General features: G+C 62.1%; 20 protein-coding genes. 9 read left to right on the plus strand and 11 right to left on the minus strand.

Annotated features, from left to right (window positions below; translation table 11 throughout):
- Positions 1-3 precede the first annotated feature (3 nt).
- Both C2U37_RS05010 and C2U37_RS05015 read left to right on the plus strand, forming a co-directional pair.
- Positions 4-744: a DsbA family protein gene (locus C2U37_RS05010; RefSeq protein ID WP_104451937.1), complete on the plus strand. Its 741-nt coding sequence runs from the start codon at positions 4-6 to the stop codon at positions 742-744.
- Between the two features lie 3 nt (positions 745-747).
- Entirely contained in the window at positions 748-1,272 is a 525-nt protein-coding gene (locus C2U37_RS05015) for a protein disulfide oxidoreductase (protein ID WP_104451938.1), read from the plus strand.
- A 76-nt stretch (positions 1,273-1,348) separates the two neighbouring features.
- Here C2U37_RS05015 and C2U37_RS05020 read toward each other — a convergent pair whose 3' ends face one another.
- Positions 1,349-1,759: an EF-hand domain-containing protein gene (locus tag C2U37_RS05020; RefSeq protein ID WP_041212307.1), complete on the minus strand. Its 411-nt coding sequence runs from the start codon at positions 1,757-1,759 to the stop codon at positions 1,349-1,351.
- Positions 1,760-2,026: 267 nt separating this feature from the next.
- Between C2U37_RS05020 and atcJ the strand changes: the two genes are divergently transcribed.
- Genes atcJ through atcC form a run of 4 tightly spaced genes read left to right on the plus strand, consistent with a single transcriptional unit; the run spans position 2,027 to position 4,571 of the window.
- Positions 2,027-2,311 carry a cold adaptation protein ActJcold adaptation protein ActJ gene (atcJ, locus tag C2U37_RS05025; RefSeq protein WP_024943298.1) on the plus strand — a complete coding sequence of 95 codons (285 nt, stop codon included), beginning with the start codon at positions 2,027-2,029 and terminating at the stop codon, positions 2,309-2,311.
- A gap of 23 nt (positions 2,312-2,334) precedes the next feature.
- Positions 2,335-2,877, plus strand: a complete 543-nt coding sequence (gene atcA / locus C2U37_RS05030; RefSeq protein ID WP_104451939.1) for a cold adaptation protein AtcA — start codon at positions 2,335-2,337, stop codon at positions 2,875-2,877.
- Between the two features lie 12 nt (positions 2,878-2,889).
- The gene (gene atcB / locus C2U37_RS05035; protein ID WP_005335887.1) at positions 2,890-3,657 is read left to right on the plus strand and encodes a cold adaptation protein AtcB; all 768 of its coding nucleotides are present in this window, start codon (positions 2,890-2,892) and stop codon (positions 3,655-3,657) included.
- An 11-nt stretch (positions 3,658-3,668) separates the two neighbouring features.
- Entirely contained in the window at positions 3,669-4,571 is a 903-nt protein-coding gene (gene atcC / locus C2U37_RS05040; RefSeq protein WP_104451940.1) for a cold adaptation protein AtcC, read from the plus strand.
- A gap of 85 nt (positions 4,572-4,656) precedes the next feature.
- Here atcC and C2U37_RS05045 read toward each other — a convergent pair whose 3' ends face one another.
- Positions 4,657-4,980 (minus strand): hypothetical protein, encoded by a 324-nt coding sequence (locus C2U37_RS05045; protein ID WP_045523112.1) that lies wholly within the window; start codon positions 4,978-4,980, stop codon positions 4,657-4,659.
- Positions 4,981-5,225: 245 nt separating this feature from the next.
- Here C2U37_RS05045 and C2U37_RS05050 point away from each other — a divergent pair, with 245 nt between their 5' ends.
- A complete protein-coding gene (locus tag C2U37_RS05050) occupies positions 5,226-5,477 on the plus strand; it encodes a hypothetical protein (protein WP_039039818.1) in 252 nt (83 codons plus the stop codon).
- 148 nt (positions 5,478-5,625) lie between these two features.
- A complete protein-coding gene (locus C2U37_RS05055; RefSeq protein ID WP_104451941.1) occupies positions 5,626-6,000 on the plus strand; it encodes a hypothetical protein in 375 nt (124 codons plus the stop codon).
- 111 nt (positions 6,001-6,111) lie between these two features.
- Here C2U37_RS05055 and C2U37_RS05060 read toward each other — a convergent pair whose 3' ends face one another.
- Entirely contained in the window at positions 6,112-6,324 is a 213-nt protein-coding gene (locus C2U37_RS05060) for a hypothetical protein (protein WP_104451942.1), read from the minus strand.
- Between the two features lie 312 nt (positions 6,325-6,636).
- Positions 6,637-7,617, minus strand: a complete 981-nt coding sequence (locus C2U37_RS05070; protein WP_026141915.1) for an IS5-like element IS5 family transposase — start codon at positions 7,615-7,617, stop codon at positions 6,637-6,639.
- 352 nt (positions 7,618-7,969) lie between these two features.
- On the opposite strand from C2U37_RS05070, the gene C2U37_RS05075 reads away from it, so the two are divergent.
- Positions 7,970-8,215 (plus strand): hypothetical protein, encoded by a 246-nt coding sequence (locus tag C2U37_RS05075; protein WP_082037479.1) that lies wholly within the window; start codon positions 7,970-7,972, stop codon positions 8,213-8,215.
- Between the two features lie 136 nt (positions 8,216-8,351).
- Here C2U37_RS05075 and parC read toward each other — a convergent pair whose 3' ends face one another.
- The 7 genes from parC to C2U37_RS05110 all read right to left on the minus strand — a co-directional run bounded on the left by parC (position 8,352) and on the right by C2U37_RS05110 (position 17,268).
- Entirely contained in the window at positions 8,352-10,646 is a 2,295-nt protein-coding gene (parC, locus tag C2U37_RS05080; RefSeq protein ID WP_104451943.1) for a DNA topoisomerase IV subunit A, read from the minus strand.
- 255 nt (positions 10,647-10,901) lie between these two features.
- Positions 10,902-12,812, minus strand: a complete 1,911-nt coding sequence (gene parE / locus C2U37_RS05085; protein ID WP_042877707.1) for a DNA topoisomerase IV subunit B — start codon at positions 12,810-12,812, stop codon at positions 10,902-10,904.
- 113 nt (positions 12,813-12,925) lie between these two features.
- Positions 12,926-14,929, minus strand: coding sequence for an FUSC family protein (locus C2U37_RS05090; RefSeq protein WP_104451944.1), 2,004 nt, complete (start codon positions 14,927-14,929; stop codon positions 12,926-12,928).
- Between the two features lies 1 nt (position 14,930).
- Positions 14,931-15,797: an efflux RND transporter periplasmic adaptor subunit gene (locus tag C2U37_RS05095; RefSeq protein WP_104451945.1), complete on the minus strand. Its 867-nt coding sequence runs from the start codon at positions 15,795-15,797 to the stop codon at positions 14,931-14,933.
- Positions 15,790-16,032 (minus strand): DUF1656 domain-containing protein, encoded by a 243-nt coding sequence (locus tag C2U37_RS05100; protein WP_039039819.1) that lies wholly within the window; start codon positions 16,030-16,032, stop codon positions 15,790-15,792. Before C2U37_RS05100 ends, C2U37_RS05095 begins: the two co-directional genes overlap by 8 nt.
- A 171-nt stretch (positions 16,033-16,203) precedes the next feature.
- A complete protein-coding gene (locus C2U37_RS05105; RefSeq protein ID WP_039039754.1) occupies positions 16,204-16,608 on the minus strand; it encodes a GFA family protein in 405 nt (134 codons plus the stop codon).
- Between the two features lie 36 nt (positions 16,609-16,644).
- Positions 16,645-17,268 carry an NUDIX hydrolase gene (locus tag C2U37_RS05110; RefSeq protein WP_104451946.1) on the minus strand — a complete coding sequence of 208 codons (624 nt, stop codon included), beginning with the start codon at positions 17,266-17,268 and terminating at the stop codon, positions 16,645-16,647.

A 17,268-nucleotide genomic window follows, 5' to 3' on the forward strand; every position in this document is an offset into this window, starting at 1 on the left:
GCCATGAGACTGCGAACCCTGACCCTCTGCACCGCCCTGGTCGCCGCCACCCTGGGCACCCCCACGCTGCACGCCGCCCCCTTCACCCCGGAGCAGGAGGCCCGCATCAAGGAGCTCATTCGCGAGACCCTGATCGCCAACCCCGGGATCCTCGACGAGGCAGCCGAATCCTGGGAGAAGCAGAACGCCGCGACCCAGCAGGCCCAGATGGCTGACTTCATCAAGGGCAACCAGGATGTGCTGTTCAACAGCCCCACCAGCCCGCGCCTCGGTGCCAAGCATCCCAAGCTGACCCTGGTGCTTTTCACCGACTACAACTGCCCCTACTGCAAGCAGTTCGACCCGGCAGTCGCCAAGCTGCTCGCGGCCTATCCGGACGATCTGGGGCTGGTGATCAAGCTGCTGCCGTTCAAGGGGCAGACCTCCGCCAAGGCGGCCCAGTACAGCCTGACCCTGTGGCAACAGGATCCTGCCCGCTTCCTCCCCCTGCACGACAAGCTCATGAGCAAGCAGGGGATGCTGACCGAGACGGACATCAACAAGGCGCTGGCCGCCACCGACAACCTGACCCTCAAGCCCGCAGGCAAGGCCACCGAAGAGCTGCGCAACAGCCTGCGCATCGGCACCCTGCTCGGCGTGCAAGGCACCCCGGCGACCCTTATCGGCAACCAGCTGGTGCCGGGTGCCATTCCCTATGACGAGCTGGAGCAGCTGGTGAAAGCCGAGCTGGCCAAGCGGAGCTAAGCCATGGCCGAGGATGCAGGCATAAAGGCCCCCCGCTGGCGCCGCTGGGGCAAGGAGGCGCTCTGGCTGCTGCTGATGGCGCTCGTCATCACCATCCTGGTGGATCTGTGGCGCAGCCCCACCCTGCCGGCGGGGGCCATGGAGGCTCCCTTCACCCTGCAGGACGGCACCACCACCACGCTGGCCGAGCAGAGCCGCGGCAAGCCCCTGCTGGTTTACTACTGGGCCAGCTGGTGCGGGGTGTGCCGCTTCACCACTCCCACGGTGGAGCAGCTCTGGCAGGAGGGCGAAAATGTGCTGACGGTGGCCCTGCGCTCCGGCAGCGATGAGCCGTTGCGCGCCGGGATGGCGAAGAAGGGGCTGACCTTCCCCACCCACAACGACGAGTCCGGGGATCTGGCCGCCCGCTGGCAGGTGGGGGTGACACCGACCTTCCTCGTCATCAAGGATGGGGCTCTGGTGAGCAGCACCACCGGCTGGAGCAGCGCCTGGGGGCTCAGGTTGCGGCTGCTCTGGGCAAGCTGGTAGTCCCCTTCATGCCAGAGATGCAAAGAGCCCGGTATCGCTACCGGGCTCTTTTTCATCAGAGGGCTGACAACCCGCCCTATTGGGCGGCCTCCATCGCCCGCTTCTCCAGATTGGCCTTGATGTCGAGACGCTCAGACTCCCCGATCACCCCGTCACCGTTTTTGTCCAGGCGAGAGAAGAGCGCCTCCTGCCGCGCCATGAACTGGGCCCTGGTGGTCTCCCGCGACGGCTTGAGCTGGCTCATCCGCTCCGGGACCGGCTTGCCTGCCTGCTGCATCACGCCAGCCAGCTTTGCCAGGTTGGCCTCTTTCTCGGCAACCGACAGCACGCCGTCACCGTTTTTGTCCTGCAAGGCGAAGCGCTGGGCGGCGCGCTCCATGAACTGGGCCCTGGTGACATCCCCCATCAGCGGCGAGACGGGCAATATGTCGCTGGCAGAGGCGGCACTGCCTGCCAGCGCGAGCACGAAAAACGCGGACTTGACCATGGCGATGACTCCTTGTGACGGCAGAATCCGGATGGTTCGGACAAGAGGGGGTCGGGCAACGCCGGGGCCTGCCGCCCCCCTCTGCCAGTGTAGCCCCGCCGCCATCTCGCACCGCCCGCTCTTTTCGTACAGAAAGACCGCACTTTCATGGCAGAGGCGCCGGCTTTCCGTTAAAATCTCCGGTTTTTGCCGAGCCTGGTTTGCCGACGTTGCGCCACCAGGTCGACACAGGATGAATTCCACCATGCCAGTGAGGCAGGATCCGTCATGAACAACTACTTCCGGGTGTTGGGCGTCAAGTCCAACGCCAGTGAAAACGACATCAAAAAAGCCTATCGACGGCTGTCGAACCAGTACCACCCCGACAAACTGCACGGGGCGAGCGAAGAAGAGAAAGAGCAGGCAGCCGCCCGGCTGCACCAGGTAAAGCAGGCTTATGAAGTGCTGTCCGATCCGAAACAGCGGGCCGCCTTTATCAAGGATTTCAACAACGTCATCGTGACCGATCCCGCTGCTGCCATGCAGGAGATGTGGGACCAGTTCTACCCCTGAGCCACCAGGCAAGAAGAGCGACTATGCAAAAAAAATGGGACCAGGCACGGCTCAAGGCCCTGCAAAGCGATGCCAGCGAGAACATCGAATCCTACCGGGATCAGGATGACCCCAAGGGGCTCGAGCAGTTCACCGACCAGATGAAGGCCCTGCTGCTGGCCGACATGAGCATGCTGGAGTTCATGCCCGAATACCTGCCGCTCGCCCTCTATGGCCGGGTGCAGTTCCCGGCCAAGGCCAAGTCGCAGTGGAACAAGTGGCTCGCCAGCGGCGAGCAGCCCTCCTGGGACGAGTTCAAGGTGAGCGTCGGCTTCAACAACGCCATCCTGCCACTGGTCAAGGCGGTGCGGGCCCAGAGCGAAGATCAGCTGATGGAAGCCTGCGCCGTGCTGTTCCTCCTGGACAACCCGCTGCCCCGCGGCAGCCACCGCGCTGATGACGATTACGAGCTGCGGGACGAAGAAGAGGAAGACGGGGAAGATGCCGACGCCGACTACCATGGCGGCAGCAACCGCTATGGTGATGACGACGGCGATCAGGATATGTACGACGAAGTCCGTTTCTAATTGGGGCAAGGCATGAGCAACAGTCTGATAGAAATTACCGCCATCGAGATCAAAGAGCTGGCCGTTATCGAGCCGAAGCAGGCCAGCGAGAAGTTCGAGCTGATCGCCAAGACCATGTCTGACGACCAGCTGGCAGAAGTGATTGAAAACATTGATATCGTTACCCTGACCCAGATTAACGGCCAGCACGACATCTCCTTCCCCTCCATCATCTCCGAGCTGATGACCCCGGAGCGGATCCGCGACATCGTCTGCCAGCAGCCGCTCTATTGGGAAGAGGCGATCAAGAACAACGCCGACGAGCTGCAACAGCACACCTTCGACTTCCTCAACTACCTGATCCGCACCCAGGATAGCGAAGCCAAGCAGCGCGAGATCCTCGAGTGCGTGGCCGAAGATCCGGCCGGTCTCTTCTACCTCGCCATCCCCTTTATCGAGTTCTATCGCGGCGATCGCTATGAAGAGGACGAAGGCTATCGCGACGTGCTGCACGCCGAAGAGGAAGATCTCGAAGAGTCCCTGCGCTACAGCGAGCGCCAACAGAGCGAGGATGTCCACGACTACGCGCTGGATGACCCGCGCAGCCTCTTGATGCTCATTCGCGAGCTGGCCCCCGAGGTAGAGAAAGCCATCAAGGCGCTGCTGCGCAACGAGCACTCCACTTGGGACGGCATCATCAACAAGTTTGCCGCCGAGCTGGTGATGCAGGCCAAAGAGAAGAACAAGGTCGAGGAAGACGAGTACGGCGACGTCGACGACATGTTCAGCTTTCTGGATTAAGGAGCCCATTCATGCAGTTAGTCATTCGCGATGCCAACCAGGGCCCCTTTCTGACCCAGGTGCTGCGCTTTGGCCGCGACAACGAACTCTTGAGTCAGCAGCAGCTGGCCGCCATCAAGGGCAAGGCGGTGCTGATGAGCCTGAAATTCGCCGACAAGTACTACAACAAGTACAAGATGCACCTGCTGGAGCAGGCCGCCCACGACGTCATCGGCGTGGTGAGCCTCGGCCTGCAGGAGCTCTCCCAACGGGATCCGGCCAAGGCACTGGCCCTGTTGCAGGCGCCGGAAGGCCCCATCAAGCCGTTCCAGAAGGGCTGGTCCATGCTCATCACCGTCAGCCCCAAGCAGGCTGGCAACAGCCTCTACGGTGACGTGGATGCGCGCCTGCTGGACAAGATCTCGAGCCCCCCCGATGTGGAGGAGTGGCAAGGGTGGCAGGAGTACGAGAAGGCGCTGACCGAGCACAACAAGAGCCGCCTGATGGAGCTCATCGACCAGCACTTCTTCGCCTGCGAGAGCGACCACCCCACCATGGAGGACAAGCTGGCCGAGGCGCTGCTCTACCGCATCCTCTGCGGCAAGGGCAGCGGTGCAGCCCCCCTCAAGGTGAAGCAGGATCTCAAGCGCAAGCTGGCGCGGGAGATTGAGCTCGACGAGGACTGGTACGACACCGACTACCTCGCCGCTCAGCTCGCCCTGATGCTGAGCGCGCTCCCCGCCGACATGGCCGCCGCCCTGCGCCAGGAGCTGAGCCCTGGCTTTGTGCCCAACCTCCTCCATACCCTGGGGTTTGTGCGTCAGTACCAGCAGTTGCAAAAAGAGGACGCCTCGCCGGAGAAGCTCGACAACATGGAGATGCGCGCCGGGATCCGCCACCCCCTGCTCGGCTGGCCCCTCTACCACGACTTCTGATGACGGGCTTTCCCCTTCACCCTGTCCCAACGCCCGGCTTGCCGGGCGTTGTCATCTTTGCAGCTCGCAGATGGCGGCGCCGACCCTATCGGGCAATGGTCCACATGGCGCTCTGCATCCCGGTCTCCCGAAAATCGATCACCACGGGATAGTCGTTGCCACAGCCCGTCACCGTCCAGCGCTCCTGCCAGTGGCGACTGCCCGGCTCCCCCTCGGGAAGTTGCAGCACCACGGGCACGAAGCGCTCCGGCGCGTCACACCCCTTGGTGGCCACCCAGGATGCGACCCCCACCATGGCATCCCGGATCAGCTGCTGATTGGCCAGGGTACCTTCCTGCACGGGTTCACTCGGACTGGCCTCGGCCTGGCACACCAGGGGGAAAAGCAACAGCAGGGCACAGGGTCTCATCACACCTCCAGAGGGGTCAGTCAAAAAGTGGTTCGTTCGGGGCTTTCATCATGACCCGAAACGGCGCCAGACAGAAGAGGCCACCAGGGGGAAGCAGGCGCAGGATCCGGTGCGCGGTGGCGTGCATGCAAGGCGGACTACCTCCTAAGCGTCATTGGCCCACATTTTGTCAGGGATATAATGACTCCCCCATACAAGCCGCCGGGGAACGAGCCGTGAGCAGAAAGCCGGACCGCATGACCGCCATGCAGCAGATCATCGACGCCGTGAAGGCGGAATTTCCGCTCTACCAACCGGATACCTTCAAATGCGGGCCGGACAACACCTGCATCGGCTGCCCCAAGAAGCTGATGGAGCTGGTGGATACGGACCTCTGCTACTGGCAATATCAGATCGATCGCGGCATCCCGCCCAGCTTCGACGAGCTCAACCGCTTCGGCAAGATGTGCAAGAATATCCGCCGGGCCCTGGTGCGCAATGGCCGCATTCCCGCCTGATGAGAAGCAATATGCTGCCTTCATCGGTTTTTTGTGATGGTTTTATCCACCAGATTGAATCACCACCTTATTTAATGGCTAGGTACACCTTGTTCACCGCCTATCGTGCTGATGGCCGACTCAGGTTCATTGCCCCAAGGAGCACAATATGACTCAGGAAAGCATCCAGACCCGCTACACGCTGGATCCCGCCCTTGCCAGCGCCACCGAGCTGGAGCAAGCCATCGCCCAGGCCATCGAGGCCAACAAGCAGGACTTCTTCCCCCTGCTGGAGCGGCTGGTGGATGTGGGTGACAGCCGGGTCAAGCTCAGTCAAAAAGAGCCGCTGCAGGTGCTGGGGGTGGAACTCGACGAGGCTAACACCGGCGGCACTGCCCGCCTCCACTACGAATCCAACTTCGCCGAGAGCTGCCGGCTTATCGACGAATATGACCAGCACCAGACCAGCGTGGCCTTTCATCTCGACGGAGATCAGCTTGTCTTCGACCTTGAACTGCCCATTGCGTGGAACTTCGACAACTAGGGCCCCGGCCCTGCCCACCACAAGAAAGGAGCCTTGCCGGCTCCTTTTTCACTGACTCACCGCATCGCGCGGCTCGTCCCGCCCTCTGCGTCACTCCTCAGGTGAGGTAGTTCAGGTGAGATAGTAACGCCACGACCGGACCGGCTCGGCGTAGCCGACCCGGATGCAGAAGGGCGCCAGATCGTGATTGGCCTGCTCCAGGCTGAGGGTCTGGTGGGCATCTTCCTGGCACCACTGTACGAACTCGCCGCTGTTGAAGCTGTAGTGATCCCCGTGAAAGACCCCGTGGGCCTCGATCAGTCCGATGGCTTTGTCGATCTCCATGATTGGCCTCCTGGCACTGTGCTGCTCCCTTTAAGCTTAGCGAGCAGGGGCGACTAGCGGGGTCTGAACATCCGCTCCATCAGCACTGTGTAGATAGGTAAAAAGGGCAAATAAGAGGGGGCTGGTAAGAGCAGGACAATAATAACCGATTTTCACGAATCGTCTAAGGAAGGTGCGAATAAGCGGGGAAATTCTTCTCGGCTGACTCAGTCATTTCATTTTTTCAGTTTGAGCCGATCTTTTCTCCCGTAAATGCCTTGAATCAGCCTATTTAGACCGTTTCTTCGCCATTTAAGGCGTTATTCCCAGTTTTTAGTGAGATCTCTCCCACTGACGTATCATTTGGTCCGCCCGAAACAGGTTGGCCAGCGTGAATAACATCGCCAGTTGGTTATCGTTTTTCAGCAACCCCTTGTATCTGGCTTTCACGAAGCCGAACTGTCGCTTGATGATGCGAAACGGGTGCTCCACCTTGGCCCGGATGCTGGCTTTCATGTATTCGATGTTGATGGCCGTTTTGTTCTTGCGTGGATGCTGTTTCAAGGTTCTTACCTTGCCGGGGCGCTCGGCGATCAGCCAGTCCACATCCACCTCGGCCAGCTCCTCGCGCTGTGGCGCCCCTTGGTAGCCGGCATCGGCTGAGACAAATTGCTCCTCTCCATGCAGCAGATTACCCAGCTGATTGAGGTCATGCTCGTTGGCCGCGGTGGTGACTAGGCTGTGGGTCAGGCCACTCTTGGCATCGACACCAATGTGGGCCTTCATGCCAAAGTGCCACTGATTGCCTTTCTTGGTCTGATGCATCTGCGGATCGCGTTGCTGCTCTTTGTTCTTGGTCGAGCTGGGTGCCTCAATGATGGTGGCATCGACCAAGGTGCCTTGAGTCATCATGACGCCTGCTTCGGCCAGCCAGCGATTGATGGTCTTGAACAATTGGCGGGCCAGTTGATGCTGCTCCAGCAGGTGGCGGAAATTCATGATGGTGGTGCGGTCCGGCAAGGCGCTATCCAGGGATAACCGGGCAAACAGACGCATGGAGGCGATTTCGTACAGAGCATCTTCCATCGCGCCATCGCTCAGGTTGTACCAATGCTGCATGCAGTGAATGCGTAGCATGGTTTCCAGCGGATAAGGTCGCCGGCCATTACCAGCCTTGGGATAAAACGGCTCGATGACTTCCACCATGTTTTGCCATGGCAGAATCTGCTCCATGCGGGACAAGAAAATCTCTTTTCTGGTCTGACGGCGCTTACTGCTGAATTCACTGTCGGCGAAGGTGAGCTGATGACTCATGATGAACCCTTTTTCATGGCTCCAGATGACAAACATGATCTCATATCAGGGACTTGTTCGCACCTTCCCTAACTACACCGTACTAATCAGCTATAGGTCCCAGTTCGACATGATTCTGTAATCCGCATCACACATTTTTCATACGAATCCCATGTATAGTGCACTATACATTTTTATAATAATCATGAGGGTTGATATTAATGGCAACAATTTATAGAGCAAAGTGCTTAGACTGCAAGCATGAATGGACAAGTAGAGCAGGTTATGGCACACCTGACTACTGCCCGAAATGCCGTAGCCGTAAAGTGGCATCGAGTCCAATCGGTTAAGTTAACCATAAGGTGGAGGTAGCATGGGGTTCTGGGAATCTGCAGGGGATATAGCCAAAAAAGTAGGTAAGGCAGCCTTAGAAGAAGGGCAAGGAGCTCTTGAACGGTCTAGGCAGTACAGAGAAGAAATGCCCATGAAGAGTGATCGAGAACTAGCTCGTATATTCATAAACGAACGAGGTAGTTCACCATTAAAATCTGGCGCAGCCTTACAAGAACTAAAATCACGTGGCTATTCCAATATTCAAGAGATAAAAAACTTAATATAGGACCATGCGTAAGCAAAATCACAGATTAGGCCTGACATTGCGAACTTAAATATTCATCACATATCACAAAAATCAATTAAACTTCAATGGTTAAAATTAATAATAAGGGAGCAACCAATTCGCTCCCTTTTATTAATTACCCTTCCTGATTTTCCCCGGCTACCGATTCTGCGCCGGCGACGGTTTCAATCTCGATGCGATCGACCCGCTGCAGACCACGAGGCAGTTTGGCACCACGGCGGCCGCGCTCGCCGCGGTAGTAGTCGAGATCAGACGGCTTGAGGGTGAGCTTGCGCTTGCCGGCAAACAGGGTCACCGACTGGCCTTGCGGGATGACGGCGGCCATCACCACAAACTCCTCCCGCGCCTTCACGCGAGCAGAGGGGATGCTGATGAGCTTGTTGCCCTTGCCCTTGCCGAGCACCGGCAGGGTATTGAGCGGGAACAGCAACATGCGCCCCTCGTTGGAGATGGCCATGCAGAGATCGGTGTCGGGCGCGCCTATCCTCTGGGGCGCCATGACGATGCCCCCTTCCGGCACGGTCAGCAGCGCCTTGCCGTTCTTGTTCTTACCGATCAGGTCATCGTACTTGCAGACGAAGCCGTAACCGGCATCGGAACAGATGAGGTACGGCTCGCCTTCGTTGCCCATCACCAGATGGCGCACCTCTTCACCGGCCCCCAGCGCGAAGCGGCCGGTGAGCGGCTCGCCCTGACTGCGGGCGGAGGGCAGAGTGTGAGCCTCCAGCGAGTAGGTACGTCCCAGGGTGGAGAGGAACACCGCCTGCTGGTTGCTGCGGCCATAGGCGTGGGCCAGATAACCGTCCCCCGCCTTGTAGGAGAGGCCCTCCACATCCACGTCGTGGCCCTTGGCGGCGCGTACCCAGCCCTTGTCGGAGAGGATCACGGTCACCGGCTCGCTCGGGGTGAGCTCCTTCTCGGTCAGGGCCACGGCGGTGGCGCGCTCCACCAGCGGGGTGCGGCGATCGTCGCCGTACTTCTCGGCGTCCGCCAGGATCTCTTTCTTGAGCAGGGTGCTGAGACGGCGCTCGGAACCCAGGATCAGTTCCAGCTTGTCGCGCTCTTCCGCCAGTTCATTCTGCTCGGCGCGCAGCTTGAACTCTTCGAGCTTGGCCAGGTGGCGCAGTTTGAGCTCGAGGATCGCCTCGGCCTGGGTTTCGCTGATGTTGAAGCGCTCCATCATCACCCGGCCCGGCTCCTCCTCGGTGCGGATGATCTCGATCACCTCGTCGATGTTGAGATAGGCGATCAGCAAGCCTTCGAGGATGTGCAGGCGGGCCAGCACCTTGTCGAGGCGATACTGCAGGCGGCGGCGCACCGTCTCACGGCGAAAGCTCAGCCACTCGGTGAGGATGGTCTTGAGGTCTTTCACCTGGGGCCGGTTGTCCAGACCCAGGATGTTGAGGTTGACCCGGTAGTTCTTCTCCAGATCCGTGGTGGCGAACAGGTGGGCCATCAGCCCCTCCACATCCACCCGGTTGGAGCGCGGCACGATCACCAGACGGGTCGGGTTCTCGTGGTCCGATTCATCGCGCAGATCGGTCACCATGGGCAGCTTCTTGGCCACCATCTGGGCGGCGATCTGCTCCATGATCTTGGCGCCTGAGGCCTGATGGGGCAGCGCGGTGATGACAATGTCGCCATCCTCTTCGCTCCACACCGCTCGCTGCTTGATGGAGCCCTTGCCGGTCTCGTAGATTTTGCGGATGTCGTCGCGGGGCGTGATGATCTCGGCATTGGTCGGGTAGTCCGGCCCCTGCACATGGGCCATCAGCGCATCCAGGCCGGCATTGGGGTTATCCAGCAGCTCCACGCAGGCGTGGGCCACTTCCCGCGCGTTGTGGGGCGGGATATCGGTCGCCATCCCCACCGCGATGCCGGTCACCCCGTTGAGCAGGATGTGCGGCAGGCGGGCGGGCAGCACCACGGGCTCCTTCATGGTGCCGTCGAAGTTGGGCGTCCACTCCACCGTGCCCTGGCCGAGCTCGGAGAGCAGCAGTTCGGAGAAGCGCGACAGGCGCGCCTCGGTATAACGCATGGCGGCGAAGGATTTGGGATCGTCCGGCGCCCCCCAGTTGCCCTGACCGTCCACCAGCGGGTAGCGGTAGGAGAAGGGCTGGGCCATCAGCACCATGGCTTCGTAACAGGCGATGTCGCCGTGGGGGTGATATTTACCCAGCACGTCACCCACGGTACGGGCGGACTTCTTGTGCTTGGACAGCGCCGACAGACCCAGCTCGCTCATGGCGTAGATGATGCGCCGCTGCACGGGCTTGAGGCCGTCGCCGATATGCGGCAGGGCCCGATCCATGATGACGTACATGGAGTAGTTCAAGTAAGCCTGTTCGGTAAAGGTGCGCATTGGCTGGCGCTCTACCCCGTCCAGACTGAGCTCGATGGCATCACTCATGTGATTATCTCTTTCGGTTCGGGAGCTGGTTGGCGCTCTACTTCATCCAACAGACTGAGCTCGATAGCATAACTCATAAGGTTGTTCTCTTGCTATGGCACGCCCTCAGAGGGCACGCCGGAAATGCGGGTCGGCAGGGGGCCGACGGTGAATCACAAGACCCCCTCCCAACCTCCCCCTCCATGAGTGGGAGGAGAGGCTTGGCCCCCTCCCCTTGCGAAGGGGAGGGCCGGGGTGGGGTACTTGCGACTCGCTTTAGATGATGGCGAGGTTGCCCTTCTCTTCCAGCCATTCGCGGCGATCACCGGCGCGCTTCTTGGCCAGCAGCATGTCCATCAGTTGCAGGGTCTCGTCCCCATCTTCCCCTTCTGCCCCCCCTTCCGCGCCCATGGTGAGCTGCACCAGACGGCGGGTGTTGGGATCCATGGTGGTTTCTCGCAACTGCTTGGGGTTCATCTCACCCAGCCCCTTGAATCGGGTCACCATCACCTTGCCCTTCTTCTTCTCGGCTTCGACCCGTTGCAGCACGCCGTTCTTCTCGTCCTCGTCGAGGGCGTAGAAGACCTCCTTGCCGATGTCGATACGATAGAGGGGCGGCATGGCCACATAGACATGGCCCTTCTCCACCAGCGTGCGGAAGTGCTTCACAAAGAGGGCGCAGAGCAGGGTGGCGATGTGCAGACCGTCCGAGTCCGCATCCGCGAGGATGCACACCTTGCCATAGCGCAGGCCGGAGAGGTCGTCGGAGTCGGGGTCGAGCCCGATCGCCACCGAGATGTCGTGCACTTCTTGCGAGGCGAGCACCTGACCGGCCTCCACCTCCCAGGTGTTCAGGATCTTGCCGCGCAGGGGCATGATGGCCTGGAATTCGCGATCCCGCGCCTGCTTGGCACTGCCGCCCGCGGAGTCACCCTCCACCAGGAAGAGCTCCCCCTGCATGGGATCGGCGCAGCCGCAGTCGGTCAGTTTGCCGGGCAGGGCCGGGCCTTGCGTTATCTTCTTGCGCACCACCGTCTTGGCGGCGCGCATCCGGCGCTGGGCGCTGGAGATGCAGAGCTCCGCCAGCTGTTCGGCCAGCTCGGTGTTGCTGTTCAAGTAAAGGCTGAAGGCATCCTTCACCACGCCCGACACGAAGGCCGAGCTCTGGCGGGACGACAGTCGCTCCTTGGTCTGCCCTGCAAACTGCGGGTCCTGCATCTTGATGGAGAGGATGTAGGCGCAGCGATCCCAGATGTCTTCCGGGGTCAGCTTGACCCCGCGGGGCAAGAGGTTGCGGAACTCGCAGAACTCGCGCATGGCATCGAGCAGCCCCTGGCGCAGGCCGTTGACATGGGTGCCACCGAGCGCGGTGGGAATGAGGTTCACATAGGATTCGGCGAGGCACTCGCCCCCTTCCGGCAACCAGCACAGGGCCCAGTCCACCGCCGACTGCTCGGAGCTGAAAGAGCCGACGAAGGGCTGCTCCGGCAGGCAGGTGAACTGCTTGACCGCATCGATAAGGTAATCCTTGAGGCCGTCTTCGTAGCACCACTCCAACTTGATGCCGGTGTTCTTGTCGAGGAACTTGATGGTGAGGCCCGGGCAGAGCACGGCCTTGGCTTTGAGCAGGTGCTCGAGCTTGGAGACCGAGAAGCGCGGCGAATCGAAGTAGCGCGCCTCTGGCCAGAAGCGCACCCGGGTGCCGGTGTTGCGGCGTCCGCAGGTGCCGGTGATGGTCAGCTCCTGCACTTTCTCGCCCCGCTCGAAGGCGATGTCATAGACCTGGCCGTCCCGGCGCACCGTCACCTCGACCCGATCGGAGAGGGCGTTCACCACGGAGATCCCTACCCCGTGCAAGCCGCCGGAGAACTGATAGTTCTTGTTGGAGAACTTGCCCCCCGCGTGCAGCTTGCAGAGGATCAGCTCCACGCCGGAGACCCCTTCCTCTGGGTGGATGTCCACCGGCATGCCGCGACCGTCGTCGATCACCTCGAGGGACTGATCCTCGTGCAGGATCACCTCCAGATTGCGGGCGTGACCCGCCAGCGCCTCGTCGACGCTGTTGTCGATGACCTCCTGGCCGAGATGATTGGGCCGGGTGGTGTCGGTGTACATGCCGGGGCGGCGACGCACCGGTTCAAGGCCATTGAGGACCTCAATGGCATCCGCATTGTATTGAGTGGACATGGAGGGCCTTGCGAATTGACGTTTGGGGGGAATCTTACTCGCTGGGAGGGCCCGGGACAAATGGGGCGCTCGCAAAGGGTGATCCAGAGGGGCTCCCACCTCCCCGCCCGGGATCAGGCGGGTTCCCCGGGCGGGGCCTGCACAAGCTGGGAGAGGGAGCAGTGGAGTCGCCACACCAGCCCCGCCAGAGCCCGGGCCGCCGGGTCTGCATGTTCCCCTAGCCCCTGGCTGATGCGGTCCAGCTCCGCCAGGGTACGCCCCAGGGTCTCGTGCTGCACGCCCCCTTCGGTCAGAATGCCTTTCAGGCAGCGCAGACAGCCGTCCCGCACCAGATAGAGGGCCGGATCCCGGCTGCGCCAGAGCCTGAGCTGCCAGACGATATGGCTGCAATTGAGCAGCACCACGCCCCAGCGCAGCACCCAGAGCCGGGCCCCCTGATCCTGACTCTGGCTGAGCTGGCTCACCGCGTGATAGACCCGGGATTCAAACTCCCCCTCGCTCTGATGCGGGGCCGGGGCCAGCTGGTCCACGAAATCCCGCCGCAGACGATGCATCAGGCGGCGGCTCTTGCGCCGATCCGAGCTGGGCCTCAGGAGCTGGAACGCCAGTCCGGCGCTCATCACCCCCAATGCCTGCGCGAGGCTGCTGTTGACGAAGGCGAGGTAGTCGTAGCTCGGCGGATTGGTGATGGCGAGGAAGGAGCCGAGCAGCACGATGAGCTGGCCCCAGAGCGTCGCCCCCTGGGGGCGCTGCAATTTCAGCAGTTGCAGGGTGATGAGGGCGGGGAACAGCAGGGCGCAGAAGATCCAGAAGTCGTCGATGCGGATCATCAGCCCGAACTTGACCCCGAAGCAGATAAAGCTGAGCAGCACGATGGCCTTGAGCATGGTCTGGGCCCCCTTGGCCGGGGCCGGGGTGGCGGAATAGAGCACGCAGCAGATGGCGAGCAGGGTCAGGGCCGCGGCGCCCGCATCCCACTGGGTGTGGATCCAGAAGGTGCAACCCAGCATCACGCAGAGGAAGGTACGCCCCCCGTTGTAGGCCGCCTCCAGGCCGTCGGTGTGGCTGGTCAGAGAGCTGTGGCGCGGCGGCGCCGGCCACTCCTGACCATCGTGGCGGGCCAGCCTTTCCAGCCAGCGCTGACACTCTAGGTAGCTCCAGCAGAAGTGGCGCAGCCGCAGCCAGAAGGCCTGACAGCGATAATCGTCCCCCGAACGGGCCACGAAGGGCGCCATCAGGCGGGCGATGCGCAGCTTGTCGCAGCCCCCCTGCCCCAGCTCCCGCAGCACGGCGGCCAGCATGGGGGCCGGGTCGACTGCGTCCTCTGGCCAGTGTTGCAGCATGCGGCGCAGCCCCGAGATGAGGCTGACCATCCTCAGCTGGCGATGGAGCAGATAGTTCAGCAACTGGTTGTGGCGACGCAGGCGGTGGTGGCTCCAGACGGCCTGGATGCGCAGCACGTTCAGGGTGAGGATCTGACCGATCACCCCCTCGTGGGCGGTGCGCACATCGGCGCCCGTCTCCCCGAGCCAGAGCAGCTGGGCATGTTCCAGCAGCCGGGTCTGGCTCTTGCCAAGGGAGTCCAGCAGGGTCTCGCCATCGGAGAAACTCGGCAGGATCATCATCATCAGGCCGCCGCAGAGGATGCCGACGATCACCTCGCTCACCCGGGCCTGGGCGATGTCGAAGATACGTTGCGGGTCGGTCAGGTTGACGCAGGAGAAGGCGATGATGGCGGCGGTATAGCCCGCCAGGGCGAAACCGTAGGAGACGTTGTTCTGATGGTGGTTGGAGATGTAGGTGCACCCCCCCAACCAGAGGGCGATAAGCAGGCTGAAGAGCCAGGGATCACCGATGCCAAGGCCGGTGATCATCACCGCCGCCATGGCGCCGATGAGGCTGCCCACCACCCGCCCCAGGCTCTTGCTGATGACGCCCCCCACGGTGGGAAAGCTCACCACGGCGGCGGAGGTCATGGCCCAGTAGGGAGAGTCGAGTTGCAGCACGAACGCCAGCCAGAGCGACAGGCACATGGCAAGGGCATTGCGCAGGGCATAACGCCACTGGCCGCCGTTGGCCTTGCCCCAGGGGGTCTGGCGCCAGAGCGAGGGGATCACTCTAGTCCCCTATGGTGATGGTGCAGGTCGTGCCCGCGATCAAGACCAGATCCGGGGGAATCGCCAGCAGCCTGATCCGCACTGGCACCCGCTGGGCCAGACGCACCCAGGGCACGTTCGGCTTGACGTCGAGCAGCAGCCCCTCACTGCCTTCCAGGCTCTGATCGTGAATGGCGCGCCCTATGCTTTCCACCTCCCCCCTGAGTACCCGATCCCCGCTGTAGAGCACCACCTCGGCCGGTTTGCCGGGGGCGATGTGCCTGAGCTTGGTCTCTTCGAAATAGCCCTGCACATAGAAGGAGTGGGTGTCTATCAGGGCCACCAGGGGCACCCCGGCGGTGGCGTAGTTGCCGACCCTGGCCTGCAGATTGGTGATGTAGCCGTCGCTCGCGGCATGGACCTCGGTCCGGGCAAGGGACCATCTGGCCTGCTCCAGATTGGCCTGGGCCACCTCATAGGCCGCCTTCATCGCCTGGGCATTGAGCCTGGACTCATCCACCGCCTCGGCGGAGATGACGGTGCGGGAGAGGCTCTGGCGACGGTTCGCCTCGTGCTCCGCCTTGTCGAAATCCGACCTGGCCTTGGCCAGGGCCGCGCTGGCGTTGTCCAGCGCGATGCGATAGGGCTCGGGATCCAGGGTGAAGAGCAGCTCCCCCGCCTTCACCAGCTGGTTGTCCTTGACCCCTATCCTGACGATCTTGCCCGACACCTGGGGCGTGATGCTGACCAGCTCGGCCCGCACCTTGCCATCCCGGGTCCAGGGCCCCTGCATGTAGTCGTTCCACAGCCACCAGAGCGACACCAGCGCCAGGGCAAAGACCAGCAGGGTGGAGAAGTATTTGAGGGTCGCAAGGGGTGATTTAGCCATGTAGCAATATCCATAGGGCGCCGCTGACGGCGAGGATGAAGAGGGAGAGATCCATCAGCAGGGGGTGCCAGACCTCGCCGCCGTAGAGCCAGTCCCGCAGCAGATGGTGCAGCGGCAGCCAGCCCAGCAGGCCGAGCAGCACGGCCTTGAACAGGGGCGGAAAGTAGAGCGAGGCCCCGAGGATCAGATCCGGCAGCGCTGAAGCAGTCGTCACGGGTGTGCCCCCTGTTGGCAGAGATGGAATGAAGAGAGAGGCCGGGGTCCGCCGGGAGACGGACAGGGCAAGGTTAACACAGCCATGGCGGGGGCTACACAGGCAGATGACCCCCTGAGGTGTCGTCACGGGAGTGGCACGACAACGCCTCGCCCGTCCTCCCCGCCACCCGTCGGGGCAGTCACCTCGCGTTCAATCGGCTACGGTATCTGCCGGGTGATGCACCCCGTCGCGGGTCGGCACCTCTCCCAGATCGAACGGGTTGACCCCCTCCAGACAGGCGAGGTTGTAGCCATATTCCGCCGGATTGGATCGGCGCTGGTGATGGGTGTAGATGCCGCAGACGCTGCAGAAGTAGTGTTTCGCGGTGCGGGTGTTGAACTGGTAGCAGCGAAGCGCCGCCTCCCCTTGCAGGATGCGGATGCCGGAGAGCGGCACCGAGGCGACGATGGCCCCACGCCGCCGACAGAAGGAGCAGTCGCAGCGGCGCGGATCCACCACGCCATCCGGCAGGGTCAGCTCCAGCACCACGGCGCCGCAGTGGCAGCTCGCCTTGTGTTTCTTCTGGATGGGGGTATTGCCGATGCGTGTGATCATGCTGCCTCCTTGCCGAAGTGTCAGGCTGCGAACCGGTTAATCGAACAGGGTATCCCGCCGCCCCTGCGACAGATGGTCATGCAGGGTGCGCAACTGGGACGCAACCACCCGGTGGCGGGAGAGTTCGGGCAAGGCGTCGATGGGGAAGTACCCCGCCCCTTTGGTTTCATCGGTGTCGGTAAGCAGAGCGCCGCCCGTCACCTCGCACAGGAAGAAGGCCTTGTGGGCGTGGGGCAGCTGCGGGGGATGGGGATGCTTGAGCTTGTCGAACAGGGCCAGCAGCTGCACCGCCCGACAGGCGAGGCCGGTCTCCTCGCACACTTCCCGCACCACGGCGTCCGCAGGCGAATCGCCGATGTCGCACCAGCCCCCCGGCAGGGTCCAGCGCCCGTCACTGCGCTCCTGCACCAGCAGGACATGGCCCGCGTCGTTCTGAATGAAGGCCCGCACATCGAGCTTGGGGGTGGGATAGCCGCTGTCGAGGGCAATCCAGTCGCCGATGGTGTCGGGGGCCAGCTCGCTCTGGCTGGCGATGAGCGTCACCGTGGCCGCTCGCAGCGCCTCGAAGCGGGCGATGTCGAAGGGATCGCGGGAATAGGTGAGCCCCGCCTGGGCCGTGGCCAGCACCTGTTCGAGGAAGGCGGCCAACGGCGGCTGCAC

The sequence above is a fragment of the Aeromonas sp. ASNIH1 genome (assembly GCF_002934285.1).
Lineage (GTDB): Bacteria > Pseudomonadota > Gammaproteobacteria > Enterobacterales > Aeromonadaceae > Aeromonas > Aeromonas caviae.

Coding starts and splice junctions, on each gene's coding strand:
- C2U37_RS05015 (WP_104451938.1), top strand. CDS start 748: ATGGCCGAGGATGCAGGCATAAAGGCCCCCCGCTGGCGCCGCTGGGGC.
- atcA (WP_104451939.1), top strand. CDS start 2,335: ATGCAAAAAAAATGGGACCAGGCACGGCTCAAGGCCCTGCAAAGCGAT.
- C2U37_RS05045 (WP_045523112.1), bottom strand. CDS start 4,980: ATGAGACCCTGTGCCCTGCTGTTGCTTTTCCCCCTGGTGTGCCAGGCC.
- C2U37_RS05050 (WP_039039818.1), top strand. CDS start 5,226: ATGCAGCAGATCATCGACGCCGTGAAGGCGGAATTTCCGCTCTACCAA.
- C2U37_RS05010 (WP_104451937.1), top strand. CDS start 4: ATGAGACTGCGAACCCTGACCCTCTGCACCGCCCTGGTCGCCGCCACC.
- C2U37_RS05060 (WP_104451942.1), bottom strand. CDS start 6,324: ATGGAGATCGACAAAGCCATCGGACTGATCGAGGCCCACGGGGTCTTT.
- C2U37_RS05020 (WP_041212307.1), bottom strand. CDS start 1,759: ATGGTCAAGTCCGCGTTTTTCGTGCTCGCGCTGGCAGGCAGTGCCGCC.
- C2U37_RS05055 (WP_104451941.1), top strand. CDS start 5,626: ATGACTCAGGAAAGCATCCAGACCCGCTACACGCTGGATCCCGCCCTT.
- C2U37_RS05070 (WP_026141915.1), bottom strand. CDS start 7,617: ATGAGTCATCAGCTCACCTTCGCCGACAGTGAATTCAGCAGTAAGCGC.
- atcJ (WP_024943298.1), top strand. CDS start 2,027: ATGAACAACTACTTCCGGGTGTTGGGCGTCAAGTCCAACGCCAGTGAA.
- parC (WP_104451943.1), bottom strand. CDS start 10,646: ATGAGTGATGCCATCGAGCTCAGTCTGGACGGGGTAGAGCGCCAGCCA.
- C2U37_RS05095 (WP_104451945.1), bottom strand. CDS start 15,797: ATGGCTAAATCACCCCTTGCGACCCTCAAATACTTCTCCACCCTGCTG.
- atcC (WP_104451940.1), top strand. CDS start 3,669: ATGCAGTTAGTCATTCGCGATGCCAACCAGGGCCCCTTTCTGACCCAG.
- atcB (WP_005335887.1), top strand. CDS start 2,890: ATGAGCAACAGTCTGATAGAAATTACCGCCATCGAGATCAAAGAGCTG.
- C2U37_RS05105 (WP_039039754.1), bottom strand. CDS start 16,608: ATGATCACACGCATCGGCAATACCCCCATCCAGAAGAAACACAAGGCG.
- parE (WP_042877707.1), bottom strand. CDS start 12,812: ATGTCCACTCAATACAATGCGGATGCCATTGAGGTCCTCAATGGCCTT.
- C2U37_RS05075 (WP_082037479.1), top strand. CDS start 7,970: ATGGGGTTCTGGGAATCTGCAGGGGATATAGCCAAAAAAGTAGGTAAG.